We start from the raw sequence: 20803 nt of genomic DNA on the forward strand, positions 1-20803 counted from the left end.
GTGGTTGGTGTGGTGATCGAGCATCTCAGCCTGACATTACCCGTCTGGACCGACATCAACAGCACCGTTTTCGCCCCGGTTGCCGACCGGCCGGGTCGCCCGGTCGCGCCGGGCCGTCGGGGCGCTCGGCCGGCCCGGAGGCGACGACTCCGGGCAGCGGGTCGGGTGCGGGGTGTAGTCGACAGCTCGCGTTTCGGGTCAGCTTCTCAGTTGCAGAAGTCTTCAAATCGATGACGGACGATCATCCACCGCTCGTCTTCGGTCGATTCCGAACGGATCGCCTGCGGCGCGGTCCCGCTTCCTACAGTCGTCCCCACCGAGCCCGCCTTTCCGGTGCGGGCCTCGCTGACTGGAGGATCCCGATGTCCAATCTGGAGAGCGCGCTGAAGGAAGCCATGGCCATCGACGGCGCGATCGGCGTCGCCCTGGTCGACTACGACAGCGGGATGGCGCTCGGGACCCTCGGCGACAGCGCCGAGCTGGACCTCAACGTCGCCGCGGCGGGCAACACGGACCTGGTGCGGGCCAAGATGCGCACCATGCAGATGCTCAACCTGCACGACAACGAGATCGAGGACATGCTGATCACCCTCACCACGCAGTACCACCTGATCCGCCCGCTCACCATGCCGAACGGGCGCGGCCTCTTCCTCTACCTCGCGCTCAACCGGGCCCGGGCCAACATGGCGATGGCCCGCCACCAGCTCCGGCGGCTGGAGACCACCCTTGAACTCTGACCGGCGGTCGGCCGCCGACCGAGGAAGAAGACGGGCATCCGGAAGAGGGGAGGGCTGCGGTGCCCCAGCTGTACCAGGCCAAGGCGGAGCTGTTCCGGATGCTCGGGCACCCGGTGCGGATCCGGGTGCTGGAGCTGCTCCAGGCCGGGCCCACGCCGGTCCGTGACCTGGTGGTCGCGCTGGACATCGAACCGTCCAGCCTCTCCCAGCAACTCGCACAGCTCCGCCGGGCCGGTCTGGTCACCGCCTCCCGCGAGGGCTCGACCGTGGTCTACGCGCTGGCCGGCGGCGACGTGGCCGACCTGATGCGGGCCGCCCGGCGGATCCTCACCGAACTGATCGCCGACCGGGGGGAGCTGCTTGCCGAGCTCCGTGCCGCCGCCGACTGACGGGGCGTCAAGAGCGAGTTCCTCCCCGTGCAGCTCAGCGCCCGTCCAGCAGCTCACCGATCCCGGCGGCCAGTGCCCGGTACTCCTCCGGCCGGTTGTAGACCTGCGCGCTGATCCGCAGCACCCCACCGCCGGACCACGGCCGGATCGCCACCCGGGTGGCCAACCGCCGCCGGATGCCGACCATCAGGGCCTTCGCGGTGTGCTCGCTCTCCGCGCACCCCGGCGGCAGCCGGACCGCCCGCATCGCCAGCCCCGGCATCGCGGGCAGTGCCCGCAGCCCGGCCCGCTCCACCAACTGCTGCTGCCCGTACGCCGCCAGGGCCTCGTTGTGCGCCCTGACCCGGTCGGTCCCGAGCTGCTCCAGCAGGCCGAATCCGGCCGGGGCGGCCAGCCAGGGCGTGTAGTCGCAGGTGCCGCGCCACTCGACCCGGCCGGGGAAACCCCGGTCGTGCTCCCAGGAGAACATCAGCGGCCGGATCCGGGAACGCCACGCGCCGTGCACCGCGAGCACCGCCGAGGCCCTCGGGGCGAAGGCCCACTTGTGCAGGTTGCCGATCCAGAAGTCGGCGCCGCCGGCCTGGTCGCCGAGGTCCACCGGCAGCATGCCGGGGGCGTGGGCGGCGTCCACCACCGTGGTCACGCCGCGCTCGGCCAGTGCGGCCAGCAGCACCGGGTCGGCGATCTGCCGGGCGGTCGGCGAGCTGACCAGGTCGAGTACGGCGACCTTGGTCCGCTCATCCACCGCCGCCAGGATCCGGGCCCGGACCACCTCCTGGTCGGGCGCGTGCACCGAGAGCCGGACGGTCCGCACCCGGGCGCCGCTCTCCGCCGCCCGCCGCTCGGCCGCCCTGGTCACCACGCCGTACCCGTGGTCGGTGACCAGGATCTCCTCGCCCGCCGCCAGCGGCAGCGAGTCCAGGACAACGGCGATCCCCTCGGTGACGTTGGTGACCAGGGCGAGCCGGTCGGGGCGGCCGCCCAGGGCGCTGGCGATCCGGGCCCTGGCCTTGGCGATCCGGTCCGGCAGCTCGAAGAAGAAGCCGTCCGGGTCCTGCTCCTGCTCCGCCCGCAGCCGGCCCTGGACGCGCTGGACCGGGAGCGGCACCGCGCCGTAACTGCCGTTGTTGAGGTGCATCACGGCCGGATCCAGCGTGAACAGGGCACTGGCCCCCGGCAGTTGGCGTGGTGGTTCGGCGCTCATGCTGGTCTCCCGCTCCCCGGTACAGCTGATGATGTGTGACATTTCACACTGCATACTTCTAGCCGACATCCCCTGCTCACGGCAACCATCGGCCCGTGACCCACACCGACCCCTTCCTCGCCCTGAGCGCCCGGACCGGCCGCTTCAGCTACGGTGCACCGCGCGCCGTGACGCTCGCCGCCGACGGTTCCCGGCTGCTCCTCCTGCGCTCCACCGGTCCCGAGGACCCGGTCGAGCGGCTCTGGCTGCTCGACCTGGCCACCCGGCAGGAGCACCTGGTCGCCGACCCCGCCGTCCTGGCACCGCACCGCACCGGCGACCCCGCCGACCTGCCCGCACTGGAGCGCCGCCTGCGCGAGCGGATCCGGCTCTGGGCCCCGGGCATCGGTTCCTTCGCCGCCACCGCCGACCTCGCGGTCGCCGTCTTCGCGCTCGACGGCCGGCTGTTCCGGACCGCCGTGGCGATCGGCTCCAGCACCGAACTCCGGGTCGCCGGACCCGCGTTCGACCCCCGCCCGAACGCCGACGGCAGCGTGGTCGCGTACGTCACCGGCGGTGCGCTGCACCTGACCGACCGGGCCGAGCCGCTCAGCCCCGCCGACGGCGCGGTCTGGGGGGTGGCCGAGTTCGCCGCCGCCGAGGAGCTCGGCCGCACCCGGGGCCACTGGTGGTCCCCCGACGGCCATGCGGTGCTGGCGGCGCGGATCGACGAATCCGCCCTGCCGCTGCGCCACTTCGCCGACCCGGCCCGTCCCGAGCTGGCCCCCGAGAGCTTCGCGTACCCGCAGGCCGGCGGCCCCAACGTGGACCTCCAGCTCTGGGTGCTCGGCCTGGACGGCCGCCGCGTCCGGCTGGACTGGGACACCGCCGCGTTCCCGTACGTCTGCGCGGCCGGCTGGGAGGGCGACGGGGAGCTGCTGCTCACCGTCGCCGACCGGCTGCAGCAGACCGTGCTGCTGCTCAGCGCCGACCCGGCCACCGGCCGGACCCGTGAACTCTCGCGCACCGTGGACGAGTTCTGGGTGGACGACCTGCCCGGCACCCCGGCCAGGCTGGACGACGGCCGGCTGCTCACCGCCGCCGACACCCCGGGCGGCGACGCCCGGGGTGTCGCCCTGGACGGCAGGATCCTCACCGACGAGCGGACCCAGGTCCGCCGGGTGGTCGGCCGGCTGCGCGGCCAGCTGCTGATCGAGGCCGGCCAGGACGACCCGTTCGACCAGCACGTCTTCCTGCTCGACCCGGACGGCGGTGCGCTCACCCGGCTCAGCGAGGGCCCCGGCGTGCACTCCGCCGTCGCAGCCGGGGACACCCTGCTGCTGACCTCGGCCACTCCAGACGGCGTCCGGCGCCGACTCCACTACCAGGGAACCGAGTTCGCCCTGCCGGACCGCGCCGCCCCGCTCCCCCACCGGATCGTCCCGCAGCTCGCCCGGGTCACCGAACTCGGCCTGCCGACCGCCGTGGTCTACCCGCGCGCCCATGTCCCAGGCCGTCGGCTGCCGGTGCTGCTCGACGTGTACGGCGGCCCCGGCCACCAGGCCGTCGCCAACGAGCCGCGCCGCTGGCAGACCCGTCAGTGGTGGGCCGACCAGGGCTTCGCCGTGGTCACCACCGACAACCGGGGCACCCCGTTCGTCTCGCCCTCCTTCACCCGGGAGATCTTCCGCCGGTTCTCCGCCGTCGCCCTGGACGACCAGATCGCCGCCCTGCACGCGCTGGCCGACACCCACCCCGACCTCGACCTGACCCGGGTCGGCGTCCGGGGCTGGTCCTACGGCGGCTACTTCGCCGCGCTCGCGGTGCTCCGCCGCCCCGACGTCTTCCACGCCGCCTGCGCGGGCGCCCCGCCCACCGACTTCCGGCTGTACGACACCGCCTACACCGAGCGCTACCTCGGCCTGCCGCAGGACAACCCGGAGGGGTACGCGGCGGACTGCCTGATCCCCGACGCGCCGTCCCTGACCCGGCCGCTGCTGCTCATCCACGGCCTGGCCGACGACAACGTCCACCCCTCGCACACCCTGCTGCTCTCGCAGGCACTCACCCGGGCCCGCCGCCCGCACTCGGTGCTGCCGCTGCCCGGCGTCAGCCACATGACTCCGAACGGCGTCAACGAACTGGTCGCCGAGGCCGAACTGGCCTTCCTCAGGACTTCCATGTGATGGATGACATGTGAAATATTACCCTCGCTCACCCGACCACCCCCGTCCGGAAAGGACCGGTCAGTTGCGCAGACTGTCCGCAGCCGTCACGGCTGCGCTGACCACCAGTGCGATAGCCGCCACCCTCCTGGGTGGCCACGCCTACGCCGCCCCCACGCCGACCCCCGCCCCGCAGTCCCAGGACGCGCCGGCCGAGGCCCAGGTGGGCCCGGAGGGCAGGGAGGCTCCCGAGGGACCGCTCGCGCCGCAGGAGAAGACCCGGCAGGCGCTCCGCACCAAGGCGCTGGAACAACTCAACCAGGGTTCGCTGGCGAAGACTTCGGCGGGCACCGCCCCCAAGAAGGTCAAGATCGGCAACGACTACGTCCAGCTCGCCCAGGAGCGCAAGGACAAGGTCTTCGTGATCCTGGCGCAGTTCGGCGACCAGGTCGACAACTCGACGCTGTACAACGGCGTTCCGCGCTACGCGGGCACCCCCGGGCCGCAGCACAACGCGATACCCCAGCCCGACGGCAGCGACACGCACACCTTCTGGAAGAGCGACTTCAGCCGCGACTACTACCAGCAGATGTTCTTCGACGACCGGGCCGGCGCCAACTCGATGCGGAACTTCTACCGCACCCAGTCCTCCGGCCGGTACGACCTCGACGGCACCGTCACCGACTGGGTGACCCTGCCGTACAACGAGGCGCGCTACGGCAGCAACAAGGGCCCGCAGGGCAACGGCGCCTGGACCCAGGCGCAGGAGTTCATCCGGGACGCCACCAAGGCCTGGTACGACGGTGAGCTGGCCAAGGGCCGGAGCGCCGAGGACGTGAAGGCCGAGATCCGGCAGTACGACGTGCACGACCGCTACGACTACGACAAGGACGGGAACTTCGACGAGCCGGACGGCTACATCGACAACCTGGTCGTGGTGCACGCGGGCGTGGACGAGACCTGGGGCGGCGGCGCCCAGGGCGCGGACGCCCTGTGGGCGCACCGGAGTTGGGCCCTCCCGGACCCGACGGGCCAGGTCGGTCCGCAGGGCAACAAGATCGGCGGTGCGCCGGTCGGCGACACCGGCATCTACGCCTACGACTACGTGCAGGGCGGCGAGAACAGCGGCGTCGGCCTGTTCTCCCACGAGTTCGGCCACAACCTCGGACTGCCGGACCTCTACCCGACCACCGGCGGCGACAACAGCGTCAGCTTCTGGTCGCTGATGTCCTCCGCCTCGTACCTGGGCCGGGGCAAGAACACCACCGGCGAGTACCCGGGCGACCTGGACGCCTGGAGCAAGCTCCAGTTCGGCTGGCTCAACTACGACGAGGCCCAGGCCGCGACCCGGTCCAGCCACGCACTCGGCGTCAGCGGCTACAACACCGACCAGGCCCAGGCCGTGCTGGTGCACCTGCCGCCGACCACGAAGACCACCACGCTGGCCGACCCGTTCGAGGGCGCCTCGCAGTGGTACAGCGGCACCGGTGACTCCATCGACAACTCGCTGACCCGGACGGTGGACCTGACCGGTCGCACCTCCTCGGCGGCGGTTTCGGCGGCCACCTGGTACGACATCGAGCAGGACTACGACTTCCTCTCGGTCGAGGCCAGCGCCGACAACGGCAAGACCTGGAAGGCCCTGGGCGGCACGGTGGACGGTGCGCCGATCGGCAACACCACCGCCAACACCCCTGGCCTGAGCGGCACTTCGAATGCCTGGCGGCAACTGAACATCCCGCTGGACGCCTACCTCGGCCGGACCGTGCAGCTGCGCTTCCACGTCACCTCGGACAACAACACCCACGGTAAGGGCGTGCTGGTCGACGCGGTGAAGATCACCGCCGACGGTGCCGTCCTGCTCCAGGACGGTGCGGAGAACGGCAACCAGGGCTGGGTGCTGAACGGCTTCTCCCCGCTCAAGGGCAAGGACTCGGTCAAGGAGCACCCGCGGGCGTACCTGGTGGAGAACCGCCGCTACGTCGGCTACGGCGCCTACCTGAAGACCGGTCCGTACAACTTCGGTTGGAGCGGCGTCGAGGGCAAGGCCGGCGTGATCGACAACTACCCTTACCAGGAAGGTGTGTTGATCTGGCTCTGGGACACCAGTTTCCTCGACAACAACACCAAGGACCACCTGGGCGGCGGTCTGATCCTGCCGATCGACTCCCGTCCGCAGGCGATGAAGTTCAAGGGCGGCGTCCTGGTCAACGGCCGGGCGCAGAGCTACGACGCGACCTTCTCGCTCAGCCCCACCTCCGCCTTCACCCTGCACAGCGCGGGTGTGGCGACCAAGTACCCGGCGAAGCCCGGCATCCCGGTCTTCAACGACCGCACCGGGGTCTACTCGGACCCGGCCATCCCGCAGCTGGGCGTGGCCGTCCCGAACACCAACACCAAGATCGAGGTCGTTCGGGAGACCCAGGGCGGCAAGCTGACCACCATCAAGGTCGGCCCCGCCTCCTGATCCACCGTCACCACCCCGAGCCCCGGCCCGCGCACCCCTGCGGGCCGGGGCTCCGGCGTGTGCGGGGAGTGGCACGGGGGCGCTCCGGGCAGGAGAATGCCCACCGGGCGGGGACCGACGGCCCCCGCCCGGTGGGCGGCGCGAGAGTCAGCGGCGGAGCGTCAGGAGTCCGCCGAGCGGGACGTGCAGCCCGAGTTCCAGGCTGTCGACCGTCACGGTCACCTCGGCGACCGTGCCTCCCATGGCGTCCTGGACCAGGACCGCCACCGTGCCCGGCGCCCGGTCGAAGACCAGCCGGACCAGGGTGTCCGGGTCGGCGTTGCCGAGCAGCAGCAGGTCCCACTCGCCCGGCACCGCCACCGGCAGCGGCGCGTAGCGGCCGAACGCGCGGGCCCGGTCCCGGCGGGACTCGATCAGCGGGTAGCCGAGCTCGGGCCGGTGCGGGCGGAACCAGGAGCGCTGTAGCAGGTCCCGGTGCTCGGCCGTGACGGAGAGCCAGAACCGCAACGCGGCCAGCTGGGCGGGACCCTGCGCGGCCAGGTCGACGGAGACCTGCGGGGTGGCGAACAGCACCGCGAGCAGCAGCACCGCGATCTGCTCGGGCGTCTCGTCGGGGTGCCAGGTGAGCGGGTCGGCGTGCACGGCCAGCGGCCCTGCGGTGAGCCGCAGGTCGGCGGTGCGGACGCGGTTCTCGGTGGCGTTGTGCGGGCAGTCGGTGGCCCGGACCATCGTCGCGTAAGGCCACAGACCGGGGCCCGTGTACTGCTGCCGGTGCTCGACCAGCACCTCGGGCCGGACCGCCCGCAGCCGGGCGTCGAGCTCGGCCAGCAGCCGACGGACGCCCTCGGCCACCTCGGTGCAGTCCGGGTCGGGGGAGGCGGTGGTCGGCTCGCGCAGGAAGGTGTCGATGAAGTCGATCTTCAGGCCGTCCACCCCGAACCGCTCCACCGCCGCCGCGAGCCGCTCGACCTGGTGCGCCCGGACCACCGGGCTGCGCGGGTCGAGGACGTACGTCTCCAGGGCCGGCAGGTGGGCGAGCGCGTGGTCGGCGAGGGTGCCGATCGCCGCGCTGCGGTCACCCGCGAACGGGAGGGCGTGCCAGAGCAGGTAGTTGAGGCCCAGCGCGCGGACCCGGGCGACATGGCCGGCGAAGTCGGGGAAGCCGACGGGGGCCGGTTGCCAGTCGCCGGTGGTGGCGTAGGAGCGGTCCCGCTCGTCGGTCTGCCAGCCGTCGTCGACGATCAGCGAGCCGAAGCCGAGCGGGGCGGCCAGCGCGGCGAGCCGCTCCACGTCGGCCGAGGTCATGGCCAGGTGCAGGGCGTACCAGGTGCAGAACACCGGCTCGAAGGCGGCGTCCGGCACCACCGGGACCGGCGATGCGGTGCCCCACCAGGAGGCCGCGCCCCGGACGGTGTCCGCGAAGTGACGCCCGCTCAGGTCCAGCAGCAGCCGCAGCGGGCCGCCCTCGTGCTCGACCCACCAGCTGAACTCGCCGCTCTCCTCGACCGCGCCCTCGCCGATCGTGACCGGCAGCACCGTCTCGCCGACCGCGAAGGTGCAGATCGCGGCGTCGCCGGTGCCCACCAGGCTGCCGACCGGCGCGCCCTTGGGCAGCGCGGCGACCCGGGGCTGTGCCCAGGACGGCGGGATCCAGCAGGTGCCGGTGCCGGGCGTCCAGTAGCCGGTGGCGCCGGTGCACGGCAGCCGCCACTCCACCCGGGCCCGGACCGGCTCACCGTCGGCCGGCCGCGCCGGGACGACCTCGATCATCAGCACCCCGGGGGCGTCCTGCGGGGTGACCCGCACCGCGAGCTCGGCGGCGCCGACGGCGGTGGCTCTGATCCGCAGTCCCGGCAGGTCGAGGCCGGTCTCCACCGGGCAGTCGGTCTCGGTCCGGCCGGAGGGGCGGGCGCTGCCGTCCCAGCTGAGCGGCGGGGGTGTCTGCGTGGTCACGAGGGTGTGGCCTTTCACGTGAAAGAGCCCGGCCGCGGGGAAGCGGCCGGGTGGTGGGGGCTGTCCGACGATTCCCGTCGGATCAGGCCGGGTCGTTCAGGGCCCCTCCTGCCCGATGCCGTGCGCCGAGGGGGTCCCCCCGGCCGAAGGCTGGGTGAGGGCCGGCCCAGACGGGAATCGTCAGACGGCCCCCAACCCGTGCGGGACAACCGCGGAAGCGGTAGGACGGTCACCCCGCACGGGAGTTGTGGAGCCTGGTCGGACGCGGCCCGCCGTTACGGTTCCCCGCCGCGCCCGACCAGGGGTTTCGGGTGGCCCGTCAGGCCTCGGGGAAGTGGCAGGCGGCCTGCCGACTGCCGCCCGCGGGGGTGATCCGGAGCAGCGGCCGCTCGGTGCGGCAGATCTGCTGGGCCTTCGGGCACCGGGGGTGGAAGGTGCAGCCGCTCGGCGGGTTGGCCGGGCTCGGCGGGTCGCCGAGCAGCACGATCCGCTCCCGGGCGCGTTCGGCGGCCGGGTCGGGCAGCGGGACGGCCGAGAGCAGCGCCTTGGTGTACGGGTGCGCCGGGTTGGCGTACACGGCCTGCTTGTCGCCGATCTCGACGATCCGGCCCAGGTACATCACCGCGACCCGGTGGCTGATGTGCTTCACCACGGCCAGGTCGTGGGCGATGAAGACGTACGCCACGCCGAGTTCGCGTTGCAGCCGCTCCATCAGCCCGACGATCTGGGCCTGGATGGAGACGTCGAGGGCGGAGACCGGTTCGTCCGCGACCACCAGGTCGGGGCGGGTGGCCAGCGCGCGGGCGATGCCGATCCGCTGGGCCTGGCCGCCGGAGAACTGGTGCGGGTAGCGCTCCAGGTGCTCCGGGGCGAGGCCGACCAGCCGGACCAGGTCGCGGACCTCGCGGCTGATCTCGGCGGCCGGGGTGTCCTGGGCGCGCAGCGGGGCGGCGATGATCTGCTGGACGGTCTGCCGGGGGTTGAGCGAGGCGAACGGGTCCTGGAAGATCATCTGGAACCTGCTGCGCAGCGGCCGCAGTTCGCGCTGCCCGGTGCGGGTGATGTCCTGGCCCCGGAAGGCCACCTGACCGGCCGTCGGGTCGAGCAACCGGACCAGCATCCGCCCGGTGGTGGACTTGCCGCAGCCGGACTCGCCGACCAGCCCGAGGGTCTCCCCCGGGTTGACCTCGAAGCTGACGTCGTCCACCGCCCTGACCCCGGCGCGGCGGCCGAGCCCGGCGCGCGGACCGGGGAAGGTCATGCCCAGGCCCTCGACGGTGAGCAGCGGTTCGGTGGTCATGAGGTCACTCCGTCGAGGTCGAGCGCACAGGCGTTGCGGTGCCCCTCCGTCACCAGGCGGAGCAACGGGCGCTCCCCGGTGCAGAGTTCACTGGGCTTCGCGGCGTAGACCGGGCAGCGCGGGTGGAAGGCGCAGCCGGCCGGCGGGGCGAGCAGCGAGGGCGGGCTGCCGGGGATCGAGCGCAGGCTCTCCCCCTCGACGGCGTCCACCCGGGGCAGCGAGTCCAGCAGTCCGCGGGTGTACGGGTGCCTGGGGGTGGTGAACAGGGCCTCGGCAGACGCCTGTTCGGCAGCGGCGCCGCCGTACATCACCAGCACCTCGTCGGCCACCCGGGCGATCACGCCGAGGTCGTGGGTGATCATCACGATGCCGAGGCCGCGGTCCTGCTGGAGCTTCATCAGCAGCTCCAGCACCTGGGCCTGCACGGTGACGTCCAGGGCGGTGGTGGGTTCGTCCGCGATGATCAGGTCCGGCTCGCAGGAGAGCGCGAGCGCGATCATCGCCCGCTGGCGCATGCCACCGGAGAACTGGTGCGGGTGCTCGCCCGCCCGCCGGGCCGGTTCGGGGATGCCGACGTCGCCCAGCACCTCGACCGCCCGGGCCAGCGCGGCCTTCCTGGTGCCGCCGTGGTGCTCCCGGTACGCCTCGGCGATCTGGTCGCCGATGGTGAAGTACGGGTGCAGCGCGGTCAGCGCGTCCTGGAAGACCATCGCCATCCGGCGCCCGCGCAGCTTCCGGACGGTCTCGTCCGGCGCACCGAGCAGTTCGGTGCCGTCGAACCTGACCGACCCGGTCACCTTGGCACCCCGGTGCAGACCCATCACGGCCAGCGAGGTGACCGACTTACCGGATCCCGATTCACCGACGATCCCCAGCGTCCGCCCGCGCTCGACACTGAAGCCGACGCCCTTGACGGCCTGGACGACGCCTTCGGCGGTGTTGAACTCGACCTGAAGGTCGGTGACTTCAAGCAACGTACTCATGAAAGCCTCGCCCTCGGGTCGATCCGGCGGTACGCACGATCCACGCCCGCCCCCTGCCCAGCCCCCGGCCGACAGGCCGAAATCCGCCGCCTCACGACAGCCTCGCCCTCGGGTCGATCCAGGCGTAGACCAGGTCCACCACCAGGTTGGAGGTCACGATGAAGAAGGAGGCCAGCAGTGTGATGCCCATGATCACCGGCTGGTCGGACTTGTTCAGCGAGTCGGCGAACAGCTTGCCGACGCCCGGCAGGCTGAACAGCGACTCGGTGATCAGCGCGCCCGCGAGCAGCCCGCCGAGGTCCATCCCGAGCATGGTGGCGACCGGCGTCAGCGCGGGCCGCAGGCCGTGTTTGGCGACCACCCGGCGTTCGCGCAGGCCCTTGGCCCTGGCGGTCCGGACGAACGGTTCCTCCATGGTCTCGATCACCGAGTTGCGGGTCATCCGGGCGTACAGCGCGGCGAACAGCAGGGAGAGCGTGATCCACGGCAGGATCAGGTTGCGCAGCCAGCCGACCGGGTCCTCACCGAAGGCGATGTACCGGGGCAGCGGCATCAGGCCGAGCACCGTGACCACCAGGTAGAGCAGGATCATCGCGGTGAAGTAGACCGGCAGCGCGGCGATGCCGATGGTGCCGATCATCACGGTGCGGTCCACCCAGGTGTTCCGCTTCAACGCGGAGACCACTCCGGCGGAGAGGCCGAGCGCGAGCCAGCAGACCGCCGCACCGAGCGCGAGCGAGGCACTGACCGGGAACCGGTCCATCATCAGGTCCCAGACCGGCTGGGCGCTCTGGAACGAGTAGCCGAAGCACGGGAAGCCGCACTCGACCGCGTACTGGCCGCTGCCGAGCGTCTGGCCGGCGAAGATGCCGACCAGGTAGCGGCCGAACTGGACCGGCAGCGAGTCGTCCAGGCCGAGCTGCTGACGGACCATCTCGATCCGGTCGGTGGAGCAGTCCTTGCCGCAGAACTGGGCCGCCGGGTCGGCGGGGAAGAGGTAGAACACCGCGAAGGTCAGCGCGCAGACCACCACCAGGGTGGCCGCGATGCCGAGCAGACGGCGGATCAGGAACCCGATCACGACCTGCCGCCCTTCGGGTCGAGGGCGTCGCGCAGCGCGTCACCGAGCAGGGTGAATCCCAGCACCACCAGGAACAGGCAGGCGCTCGGCAGGATGAAGAACATCGGATCGACCTTGTAGTAGAGCACCGAATCGGCGATCATCTGCCCCCAGGACGGCGTCGGGGGGCGGACACCGACGCCCAAGAAGGTCAGCGCGGCCTCGGTGCCGATCAGGCCCGGGATCGCCAGCGTGACGTAGACGATGATCGTGCCGGACAGGTTGGGCAGGATCTCGGTGAGCAGGATGCGGCTGCTCCTGGTGCCGCTGGCGCGGGCCGCCTCGACGTACTCGCGGTGCTTGAGCGAGAGCGTCTGGGCCCGGATCACCCGGGCGACGTACGGCCAGCTGAAGACGCCCATCACGACGATCAGCAGCAGCACCCGGTTGACGTCCCGGGCCACCGAGAGCAGCGCGATCATGAAGATCAGGCTGGGGAAGGACATCATGACGTCCATGAACCGGGAGATCGCGGTGTCGATCCGGCCGCCGAAGTAACCGGCCAGGATGCCCAGGGTCACCCCGATCAGGGTGATCATGATCGCGGCGGAGAAGGCGACCAGCAGGCTGATCTGGGCGCCGTACAGCAGCCGGGCGAAGATGTCCCGGCCGAGCATCGGCTCGACGCCGAGCCAGTGCTCGGGGCTCATCCCGCCGAAGCTGCCCTTGGGCAGGCCGCCGAGGTAGGAGTTGACGGCTCGCTTGTCGGTGTCCGCCGGGCCCGTCCCGCTGATCGCGGTGAGCACCGGGGCCAGTACGGCGGCCAGGACGAAGAAGGCGATGATGCCGAGGCCGGTCAGCGCCGCCCTCTGGCGGCGCAGCCGGTGCCAGGCCAGCCGCCAGGGGGAGGCGGGTACTTGAGCGCGGTCGGCGGTGGAGGCGGGTGCGGCGGGGGCGGCGGGGCTGACCGCCGCCCCCGCTCCCCCGGCCTCGGCCGGGGAGAGCTGGGCGGTCATGCGGTACTCCCGACTACTTCGCGGTCTTCAGGCCGATGACGGCGTAGTCGATCTGACCGGCCCACACCGGGTGGGCGAAGGCGCCGGCGATGTTGGAGCCGACCAACAGCGGCTTCTTGGCCCAGACCAACGGCACGGCCGGGGACTTGTCCATGATCTTGCCGTCCAGCTCCAGCCACGCCTTGTTGGCCTGCTGGACGTCGCTCATCGCGGCGATCCGGTCGAGTTCTGCGATGGTCTCCGGGTCGTTGAACCGGGTGATGTTGCCCTGGTTCCCCTTGTCCTTGATGGTGCGGCCGTCGAAGATCATCGGCAGGAAGGTGGCGGCCGACGGGTAGTCGGGGCACCAGCCACCGATCGACAGGCCGGGCTGCTTGGCCTTGTCACCGGTGATCGAGTTGACCGCGGTCGGGTCGACGGTGGTGATGGTGATCTCGACGCCGACCTTCTTCAGCGCGGCCTGGATCGACTCCGCCTGCTGCTTGCCACCGGTGGAGGTGACCAGCTCGGTGGCGAAGCCGTTCGCGAAGCCGGCCTCCGCCAGCAGCGCCTTGGCCTTCGCGGTGTCGCCGCCGGGCTTGATCAGGAAGTGGTCGATGGGCGCGCCCTGGGTGAGCACCGGCGGCAGGTAGGTGGTGGCCACATCGGTGAAGGCCGGGCCGCCGAGCGCGGCCGCGAAGGCCTCCTTGTCCACCGCGTACTGCATCGCGAGGCGGACCTTGGCGTTGTCGAACGGCGCCTTGGTGTTGTTCATGTCGAGCTTGGTGGTGCAGCCCGCGTTCTCCGAGATCAGCCGCTTCTTGACCTCCGGGTTGGTGAGCACCTCGCTGATCTTGGAGGGCACCAGGTCGACGTACGAAATGGCGCTCTGGTCGTCGCCCTGATCGGCGATCAGCCGCTCGGCCACCCCGGTGCCCTTGAGGGTCTGGTCCACCACGATCTTGTCCGGGTAGGCCTTGCGGACCGGGTCGGTCTTCTGGTCCCAGTACGTGTTGCGGACCAGCACCATGCGCTTGCCGCGGTCGTACGACTCGATCTTGTACGGGCCGGAGGAGACCGGGTGGTTGCTGTAGTTGGCACCGGCCTCCTTCGCCTTCGGGACGGGGGCGAAGGTCGGCAGCGTGACGGTGTAGCCGAACTCCGCGACCGGGCGCTGGAGGTGGAAGACGATGGTCTTCTCGTCCGGGACCTCGATCGACTCCTTGCCCAGGCGCTGGCCGGCCAGCGGGCCCTTGTAGTCGGCCGGGGCGACCAGGTAGCTCCGGGCGTAGTCCGGGCCGCCGGGCAGCTCGGGCGAGTAGGAGCGCTCGACGTTGTACTTGATGTCGTCGGCGACGATCGGCGTGCCGTCCTCGTACTTCAGACCGTCCTTCAGCTTGAAGGTCCAGGTCTTCCCGCCGTCGCTCGACTGGCCGAGGTCGGTGGCCAGGTCGGGCTCGATCTTCAGGCCCTCGGCGCCCGGGGCCGCCTTGAAGGTGGTCAGGGTGCGGTAGAGGGTGCGGACGCCGAAGTCCATCACCGGCATGGTCCAGTTGCGGGTCGGGTCCAGCTGGTCGAAGTCGACGTTCGACAACAGGTTCAGGGTGCCGCCCTTGACGGGCGTCCCGCCGATGATGCCGTTGCCCTCGGTGGTGACACCGCCCTGGTTGTCGTCCTTGCTCCCGCCGGTGCTCGAACAGGCCCCGAGTCCGAGGGTGAGTGCTGCCGCGATCGCCGCCGCGAGGGCGGTGTGAGTACGCCTGGTCATAGTGCAACTCCGCAGTGGGAGGCCACAGTTGCGGCCTTGGTTCGCCCCGGGGCTGATCCGGGGCCACCGAGAGGGCGACCGCTGGGTCTAGCCGCTTCAAAGGTGTGACCCGTAACATAGTAATGTGAAATTGCACTGGCAAGGGATCGTGCGGCCCGTTACCGAGCTGTGTCCGGCAACAGCCCCAACTCCCGCCCCGCGCAACGACATCAACACCACTGAAACCGGACAGACCGCCCCGCCCAAGGAGTCGCAGCCGTGACCACAGCTCCCCGTCCGCTCAACACCGGCAGCCACGACCTGCCGGTCTCCGCCGCCCTGGACGCCTTCATGGGCACCGGCTGGGCCCCCACCCGGCTGCCGGCCGCGGACCGGGTGCCCGGCTACGCCGCGATGCCCGCCCGCCGGGCCCGGCTCGCCGCGGCCTTCCCCGGCGAGCGGCTGATCGTTCCGGCGGGGCAGCTGAAGGTGCGCAGCAACGACTGCGACCACCGGTTCCGCCCGCACAGCGCGTACGCCTGGCTCACCGGACTGACCGGCGAGGAGCAGGTCGGCCACGTGCTGGTGGTCGAGCCGAACGGGGAGCCGGTGCTCTACCTGCGCCCGCGCTCACCGCGCGGCGGCGGCAGCCCGTACGGCTCCGAGTTCTACCGGGACCGCCGGTACGGCGAGTTCTGGGTCGGCCGCCGCCCCGACCTGGCCGAGGCCGAGCAGCTCACCGGCCTCCGCACCGCCCACCTGGACGACCTGGAGAAGCTGCTGACGGGTGCTCAGCCCGTCACCCGGCTGCTCGGCGGCACCGACCCGGTGCTCGACGCGCTGCTGCCGACCGCGGCCGACGCGGCGCTCGCCACCACCCTCTCCGAGCTGCGGCTGGTGAAGGACGCCTGGGAGGTCGAGCAGCTCCAGCTCTCCGTGGACGCCACCACCACCGGCTTCGAGGACGTGGTCCGCGCGCTGCCCACCGCCTTCCGGCACGGCCGGGGCGAACGCTGGCTGGAGGGCACCTTCAACCTCCGGGCCCGCGCCGAGGGCAACGGCACCGGCTACGACACCATCGTCGCCTCCGGCGCGCACGCCTGCGTGCTGCACTGGATCCGCAACGACGGCGCCCTCGACCCCTCGAAGCTGCTGCTGCTGGACGCCGGTGTCGAGGTCGACTCCCTCTACACCGCCGACATCACCCGCACCCTCCCGCTCAGCGGCACCTTCTCCCCGGTCCAGCGCCAGGTCTACGAACTCGTGCTGGCCGCCCAGGACGCGGGCATCGCCACCCTGCGGCCCGGCGCCAGCTTCCGCGACTTCCACCGGGCCGGCATGCGGGTGATCGCCGAGGGCCTGGCCGACTGGGGCGTGCTCAAGATCTCCGCCGAGGAGGCCCTCCGCGAGGACAGCGGCCTGTTCCGCCGCTACACCCTCTGCTCCAGCGGCCACATGCTCGGCCTCGACGTGCACGACTGCTCCAAGGCCCGGGCCGAGACCTACCTCGACGGCGTCCTGGAGGAGGGCCAGGTACTCACCGTCGAGCCCGGCCTCTACCTCCAGCCCGACGACGAGACCCTGCCCGCCGAACTGCGCGGCATCGGCGTCCGGATCGAGGACGACCTCGTCATCACCGCCGACGGGGCCCGGTTGATGTCCGGCGCCCTCCCCCGCACCGTCGCGGGCATCGAGGAGTGGATGGGCACCCTGCTGGGCTGACCGCTCCGTCCCGGGCGATGATGACGGCATGACCACGGTGCCATTTCTGACGCCCGCTCAGGCGGTCGAGGAGTCCGGGTTCAGCCTGGACACCCTGAGGTACTACGAGAAGATCGGACTGCTCGGGGACGTCCGGCGGTCAGCCAGCGGCCACCGGCGGTTCAGCCAGGAGGACCTGGCCTGGCTGGGGGTGCTGCGGTGCCTGCGGGACACCGGGATGCCGATCTCCGAGATGCGACACTTCGCCGAGCTCGTGCGCTCGGGGGACGGGACCTTCGCAGACCGGCTGGCGCTGCTGGCCGCGCACGACGACCAGGTGGAGGAGCAGATCGCCACCCTCCGGCGGCGGCAGCAAGTGATCCGGGACAAGATCGCCTACTACCGCGCGGCGCTGGCCTGAGCGAGCAGTCCGGCCGTCAGCTCGGCGGCCGGACCTGGCCTGGCCCGCAGGTGGCCGGTGCCCGCCCAGAGGTGCATCGCCGTCAGGTCGCCCCGGCGGGCGGCGGCGGCCCGCAGCGGCCGGGTCAGGTGGTGCACTTCGGGGTAGCCGACCGGGGCGTACGGCTCGTACCGGTCGATGAAGGCGTTCCGCAGCCCCCGGGCGGGCCGGCCGGTGAAGGCCCGGGTCACCGTGGTGCCGCCCTGGTGGGTGACCAGCGCGGCCTGGTGGTTCGGATCGGCGCCGGACTCGTCGGTGCGCAGGTACGCCGTGCCGAGTTGGACGGCGCTCGCGCCCGCGTGCAGGGCGGCGGAGATCCCGGCACCGTCCGTCAGCCCGCCGGCCGCGATCAGCGGCAGCGCGGTCACCGCCCGGACGGCGGCGAGGAGTTCGAGCAGCGGCCGCCCGTCCGGCACCGCCGCCTGCCGGTGGGTGCCCCGGTGGCCGCCCGCCTCCGGACCCTGCACGCAGAGCGCGTCCAGGCCGAGCCGCGTGGCGGCCCTGGCCTCCGCCGGGGTGGTGACGGTGCCGACCTGCCGGCTGCCCACCGCGCGGAGGGCGGCGGCCTCGGCGGCCGTGGGCAGCCCGAAGGTGTACGAGACCACCGGCACCGGGTCGGCGAGCAGCAGCTCCAGCTTGGCCTCCCAGTCGTCCCGATCCGGGCCGATCCGCTCGGGCAGTTCGACCCCGTACCGGGCGGCCTCCGGGCGCAGCCGCTCCCGATACGCGGCGACCGCCGCCGGATCGGCGGGTGCGTCCGGGACGAACAGGTTGACCCCGAACGGACGGTCCGTCAGTTCCCTGGTCTCGCGGATCGCTTCGGCCAGCGCGGCCGAGGCCAGGTACCCGGCGGGCAGGAAGCCGAGCCCGCCGCCCTCGTTCACCGCCGCGACCAGCGCGGGGGTCGAGCCACCGCCGGCCATCGGCGCGGCCGTCACCAGGGGCAGCTTCATCGGGACGCTCCCGTCAGGTCGGTGGTGCGGGCCAGGGCGATCCGTCCGGCGCCGCAGCCCGCCAGCCGGAGCGCGGCGTCGGCGAGCGCGGGGGCCACCTCGGAGACCGTACGGGCCGGGTCCTCCCGGGCCACGGCCACGCCGCCCTCGACCAGGCCGAGCAGCAGGTCGGTGCGCAGCTCCACGTCGGTCTCCGGCCCGAGCCGGGCCAGCAGCTCCCCGTACACCTCCCGCAGCTCCGCCCTGCTCCGGCGGAATTCCGCGAACCGGTCACCCCGAACCTCCGGCAGCTGGTAGAGCGCGCCCAGGTTGTACAGCCCGCCGAACAGCAGCTCGGAGTCGTACCTGGCGAGCCGCCAGAGTGCGGCGGCCGGATCGAGCCCGGCGTCCGCGAGCAGGGTCCGGCCGAGGGCCAGCGAGGGTTCGACCGTCCCCTCCAGCAGGGTGGCGAGCAGGTCCTCCTTGCGGGCGAAGTAGTGGTACATCGACGCCTGCCGCAGCCCGGCCAGCTCGGCCACCGCCCGGGTGGTGGTGGCCGCGTACCCGTTCCGGGTGAACAGCGCGGCGGCCGCGGCCAGCAGCTGCTCGCGGGCCGACAGTTCGCTGCTCGACGGCCCGGCGGCACGCGGCCGCCCCACCCGGGGCCTCGGGAACGCGGTACCTGACACCTCGTGATCATCGCACAACGCACCCCCGCACGGGCCGTCCTTGGTCGAACAACTTCCTGCGGAGTTCAGGCCGGCCGGATCAGACCACTCGTCAGACCCGAGGCGATCGCCGCCGTACGGCTGTCCACGCCGAGCTTGTCGTAGATGTGCACCAGGTGGGTCTTGACCGTCGCCTCGCTGATGAACAGCCGCTTGGAGATCTGCTTGTTGGCCAGGCCGAGGGCCAGCAGCTGGAGGATCTCCGCCTCACGCGGCGACAGCGTCGGCCGCCCGGCCCGCACCCGCCCCAGCAACCGGGCCGCGACCGGCGGCGCCAGCACCGTCTCGCCCCGGGCGGCGGCCCGGACCGCCGCCGCCACCTCCTCCGGCGGGGCGTCCTTGAGCAGGTAACCCGTCGCGCCCGCCTCGACCGCCGCCAGGATGTCGGCGTCGGTGCTGTAGGTGGTCAGGATCAGCACGGCGGGCGGGTCCGGCAGCGCGGTGATCCGGCGGGTGGCCTCCACCCCGTGCATGCCCGCGCCCATCTGGAGGTCCATCAGCACCACGTCGGGCCGCTGCTCCAGCTCCGCCAGCACCCGCAGCGCCTCTGCGCCGTCGGCCGCCTCGCCCACCGCCTCCAGCTCCGGCAGGTCGTCCACCATCGCCCGCAGCCCGCGCCGCACCACCGGGTGGTCGTCCACCAACAGCACCCGGATCACTGAGCACCCGCCTCCGTCAGCACGGCCTCGGCCGTCTCGATCGTCCGCAGCGGCAGCGAGACCGCCACCACCGTCCCCTCGCCCGGCGCCGACTCCACGGTCAGCCGGCCGCCCAGCGCCGCGATCCGCTCCCGCATCCCGTGCAGGCCGAACCTCGGCCCGTCGCCGGAGGGCAGCGCGTGCGGGTCGAAGCCCACCCCGTCGTCGAAGACGTCCAGTGTCACCTCGTCGTCCAGATAGGTCAGCGTCACCGCCACCGCCTCGGCCTGTGCGTGCCTGGCCGCGTTCGCCAGCGCCTCCTGGGTCAGCCGGAGCAGCGCGACCTCCGCCTCCACCGGCAGCGGGTACGGCTCGCCGTCCAAGTGGAACGCCACGCCCTGGCCGTCCGCCAGCCGCCGCAACGCCTCGGTCAGCGTCACCCCGTCCAGCGCGGGCGGGGTGAGCGCCTGGACGAACCGGCGGGCCTCCGCCAGGTTGGCCGAGGCCGTCCGCCCCACCTCGGCGATCCGCTCCCGGGCGGCGCCCGGGTCGGCCGGCAGCGCCGACTCCGCCGACCGGGCCAGCAGCACGATGCTGGAGAGCCCCTGCGCCAGGGTGTCGTGGATCTCCCTGGCCAGCCGCTGACGCTCCGCCAGCCGGCCCGCCTCGCGCTGGGTGGCGGCCAGCTCGTCCCTGGCCCGAACCAGGTCGTCGATCAGGCGCTGCCGCTCCCGGCCCTCCCGGTACAGCGCGGCGTAGCCGTACGCGGTGAGCAGCGCGACCACCGCGCCCGCCACCGGGCCGAGAACCTTCGCCGTGGTCAGCCCGCCCTCGGTGCCCGCCTGCGCGGCCACCACCACCACGGTCAGCCCACCCACGGCCGCGACGGCCCAGCGCACCGGCATCAGGTGCAGGCAGACGAAGTACAGCGGGAAGGCGAGGTAGCAGAACTCGGGGTGCCGGAGCGTCAGACCGATCCAGAGCAGCAGCACCGCGCCGAGCCAGAGCCCGGCCCACAGCCGGCTGGTGCGCACCGGCGCGAAGGCGCCGCCGCTCAGGTAGACCGCCGACAGCAGGATGGCGGTCACCAGCGCACCGGGCCCGAGACCGCCGTCGGCGACCCCCCGGCCGACCAGCACCGCCAGCAGTGCCAGGAACAGCCCGTGCAGGGCAAGGTTCATCAGCCGCAGCGCTGGCGTGTTCCCGGCATGGCCGGGCGGTTCGGTACTGGTCATGCCTTCCGAGGGTACGGGGTGCGCGGGCCGCCGCCGTCGGACACGGCATCAACCGTTCGATGGATTCCGGGCTGCATCGCCCGCACGAGTGATGTCCCCCTCCTCTCCCTGATGGCACGGGGCCTCCGCG

General features: G+C 72.4%; 17 protein-coding genes. 6 read left to right on the forward strand and 11 right to left on the reverse strand.

Translation table 11 applies throughout. From position 1 onward, the window contains the following. The first annotated feature begins 362 nt into the window (after positions 1–362). Positions 363–737 carry a hypothetical protein gene (locus tag ACKUU6_RS04770; protein ID WP_407987167.1) on the forward strand — a complete coding sequence of 125 codons (375 nt, stop codon included), beginning with the start codon at positions 363–365 and terminating at the stop codon, positions 735–737. Positions 738–796: 59 nt separating this feature from the next. Further along, entirely contained in the window at positions 797–1126 is a 330-nt protein-coding gene (locus ACKUU6_RS04775; RefSeq protein WP_407987168.1) for an ArsR/SmtB family transcription factor, read from the forward strand. A gap of 34 nt (positions 1127–1160) precedes the next feature. On the opposite strand, the gene ACKUU6_RS04780 is transcribed toward ACKUU6_RS04775, so the two are convergent. After that, positions 1161–2372: an aminotransferase class V-fold PLP-dependent enzyme gene (locus tag ACKUU6_RS04780; RefSeq protein ID WP_407987169.1), complete on the reverse strand. Its 1212-nt coding sequence runs from the start codon at positions 2370–2372 to the stop codon at positions 1161–1163. Positions 2373–2425: 53 nt separating this feature from the next. Between ACKUU6_RS04780 and ACKUU6_RS04785 the strand changes: the two genes are divergently transcribed. Next, positions 2426–4495, forward strand: a complete 2070-nt coding sequence (locus ACKUU6_RS04785; RefSeq protein WP_407987170.1) for a S9 family peptidase — start codon at positions 2426–2428, stop codon at positions 4493–4495. Between the two features lie 64 nt (positions 4496–4559). Then, on the forward strand, positions 4560–6941 hold the full coding sequence (locus ACKUU6_RS04790) for an immune inhibitor A domain-containing protein (RefSeq protein WP_407987171.1): 2382 nt from the start codon (positions 4560–4562) through the stop codon (positions 6939–6941). 147 nt (positions 6942–7088) lie between these two features. Here ACKUU6_RS04790 and ACKUU6_RS04795 read toward each other — a convergent pair whose 3' ends face one another. From ACKUU6_RS04795 to ACKUU6_RS04820, 6 genes are all read right to left on the reverse strand, one after another. Next, positions 7089–8894 (reverse strand): glycoside hydrolase family 36 protein, encoded by a 1806-nt coding sequence (locus ACKUU6_RS04795; RefSeq protein ID WP_407987172.1) that lies wholly within the window; start codon positions 8892–8894, stop codon positions 7089–7091. Between the two features lie 319 nt (positions 8895–9213). Further along, complete coding sequence (locus ACKUU6_RS04800; RefSeq protein WP_407987173.1) at positions 9214–10194, reverse strand: ABC transporter ATP-binding protein; 981 nt, start codon at positions 10192–10194, stop codon at positions 9214–9216. Then, positions 10191–11177, reverse strand: coding sequence for an ABC transporter ATP-binding protein (locus ACKUU6_RS04805; RefSeq protein ID WP_407987174.1), 987 nt, complete (start codon positions 11175–11177; stop codon positions 10191–10193). Before ACKUU6_RS04805 ends, ACKUU6_RS04800 begins: the two co-directional genes overlap by 4 nt. A gap of 91 nt (positions 11178–11268) precedes the next feature. Then, entirely contained in the window at positions 11269–12258 is a 990-nt protein-coding gene (locus ACKUU6_RS04810) for an ABC transporter permease (protein ID WP_407987175.1), read from the reverse strand. Then, the gene (locus ACKUU6_RS04815; RefSeq protein WP_407987176.1) at positions 12255–13253 is read right to left on the reverse strand and encodes an ABC transporter permease; all 999 of its coding nucleotides are present in this window, start codon (positions 13251–13253) and stop codon (positions 12255–12257) included. The genes ACKUU6_RS04810 and ACKUU6_RS04815 overlap by 4 nt, the downstream gene beginning before the upstream one ends. A 13-nt stretch (positions 13254–13266) precedes the next feature. Continuing rightward, the gene (locus ACKUU6_RS04820; RefSeq protein WP_407987177.1) at positions 13267–15000 is read right to left on the reverse strand and encodes an ABC transporter substrate-binding protein; all 1734 of its coding nucleotides are present in this window, start codon (positions 14998–15000) and stop codon (positions 13267–13269) included. Positions 15001–15258: 258 nt separating this feature from the next. Here ACKUU6_RS04820 and ACKUU6_RS04825 point away from each other — a divergent pair, with 258 nt between their 5' ends. Further along, positions 15259–16701: an aminopeptidase P family protein gene (locus ACKUU6_RS04825; RefSeq protein ID WP_407987178.1), complete on the forward strand. Its 1443-nt coding sequence runs from the start codon at positions 15259–15261 to the stop codon at positions 16699–16701. A gap of 28 nt (positions 16702–16729) precedes the next feature. Then, positions 16730–17101 carry a MerR family transcriptional regulator gene (locus ACKUU6_RS04830; RefSeq protein ID WP_407987179.1) on the forward strand — a complete coding sequence of 124 codons (372 nt, stop codon included), beginning with the start codon at positions 16730–16732 and terminating at the stop codon, positions 17099–17101. On the opposite strand, the gene ACKUU6_RS04835 is transcribed toward ACKUU6_RS04830, so the two are convergent. The 4 genes from ACKUU6_RS04835 to ACKUU6_RS04850 form a co-directional block, all read right to left on the reverse strand. Then, positions 17080–18093 (reverse strand): NAD(P)H-dependent flavin oxidoreductase, encoded by a 1014-nt coding sequence (locus ACKUU6_RS04835; RefSeq protein WP_407987180.1) that lies wholly within the window; start codon positions 18091–18093, stop codon positions 17080–17082. The genes ACKUU6_RS04830 and ACKUU6_RS04835 overlap by 22 nt on opposite strands. Then, positions 18090–18761 (reverse strand): TetR/AcrR family transcriptional regulator, encoded by a 672-nt coding sequence (locus tag ACKUU6_RS04840; protein ID WP_407987181.1) that lies wholly within the window; start codon positions 18759–18761, stop codon positions 18090–18092. Before ACKUU6_RS04840 ends, ACKUU6_RS04835 begins: the two co-directional genes overlap by 4 nt. A 65-nt stretch (positions 18762–18826) precedes the next feature. Beyond that, complete coding sequence (locus ACKUU6_RS04845; RefSeq protein ID WP_407987182.1) at positions 18827–19459, reverse strand: response regulator; 633 nt, start codon at positions 19457–19459, stop codon at positions 18827–18829. Continuing rightward, the gene (locus tag ACKUU6_RS04850) at positions 19456–20673 is read right to left on the reverse strand and encodes a sensor histidine kinase (RefSeq protein ID WP_407987183.1); all 1218 of its coding nucleotides are present in this window, start codon (positions 20671–20673) and stop codon (positions 19456–19458) included. Before ACKUU6_RS04850 ends, ACKUU6_RS04845 begins: the two co-directional genes overlap by 4 nt. Between the last annotated feature and the right edge of the window lie 130 nt (positions 20674–20803).

This window comes from Kitasatospora sp. CMC57, from assembly GCF_045866025.2.
Classification (GTDB): domain Bacteria; phylum Actinomycetota; class Actinomycetes; order Streptomycetales; family Streptomycetaceae; genus Kitasatospora.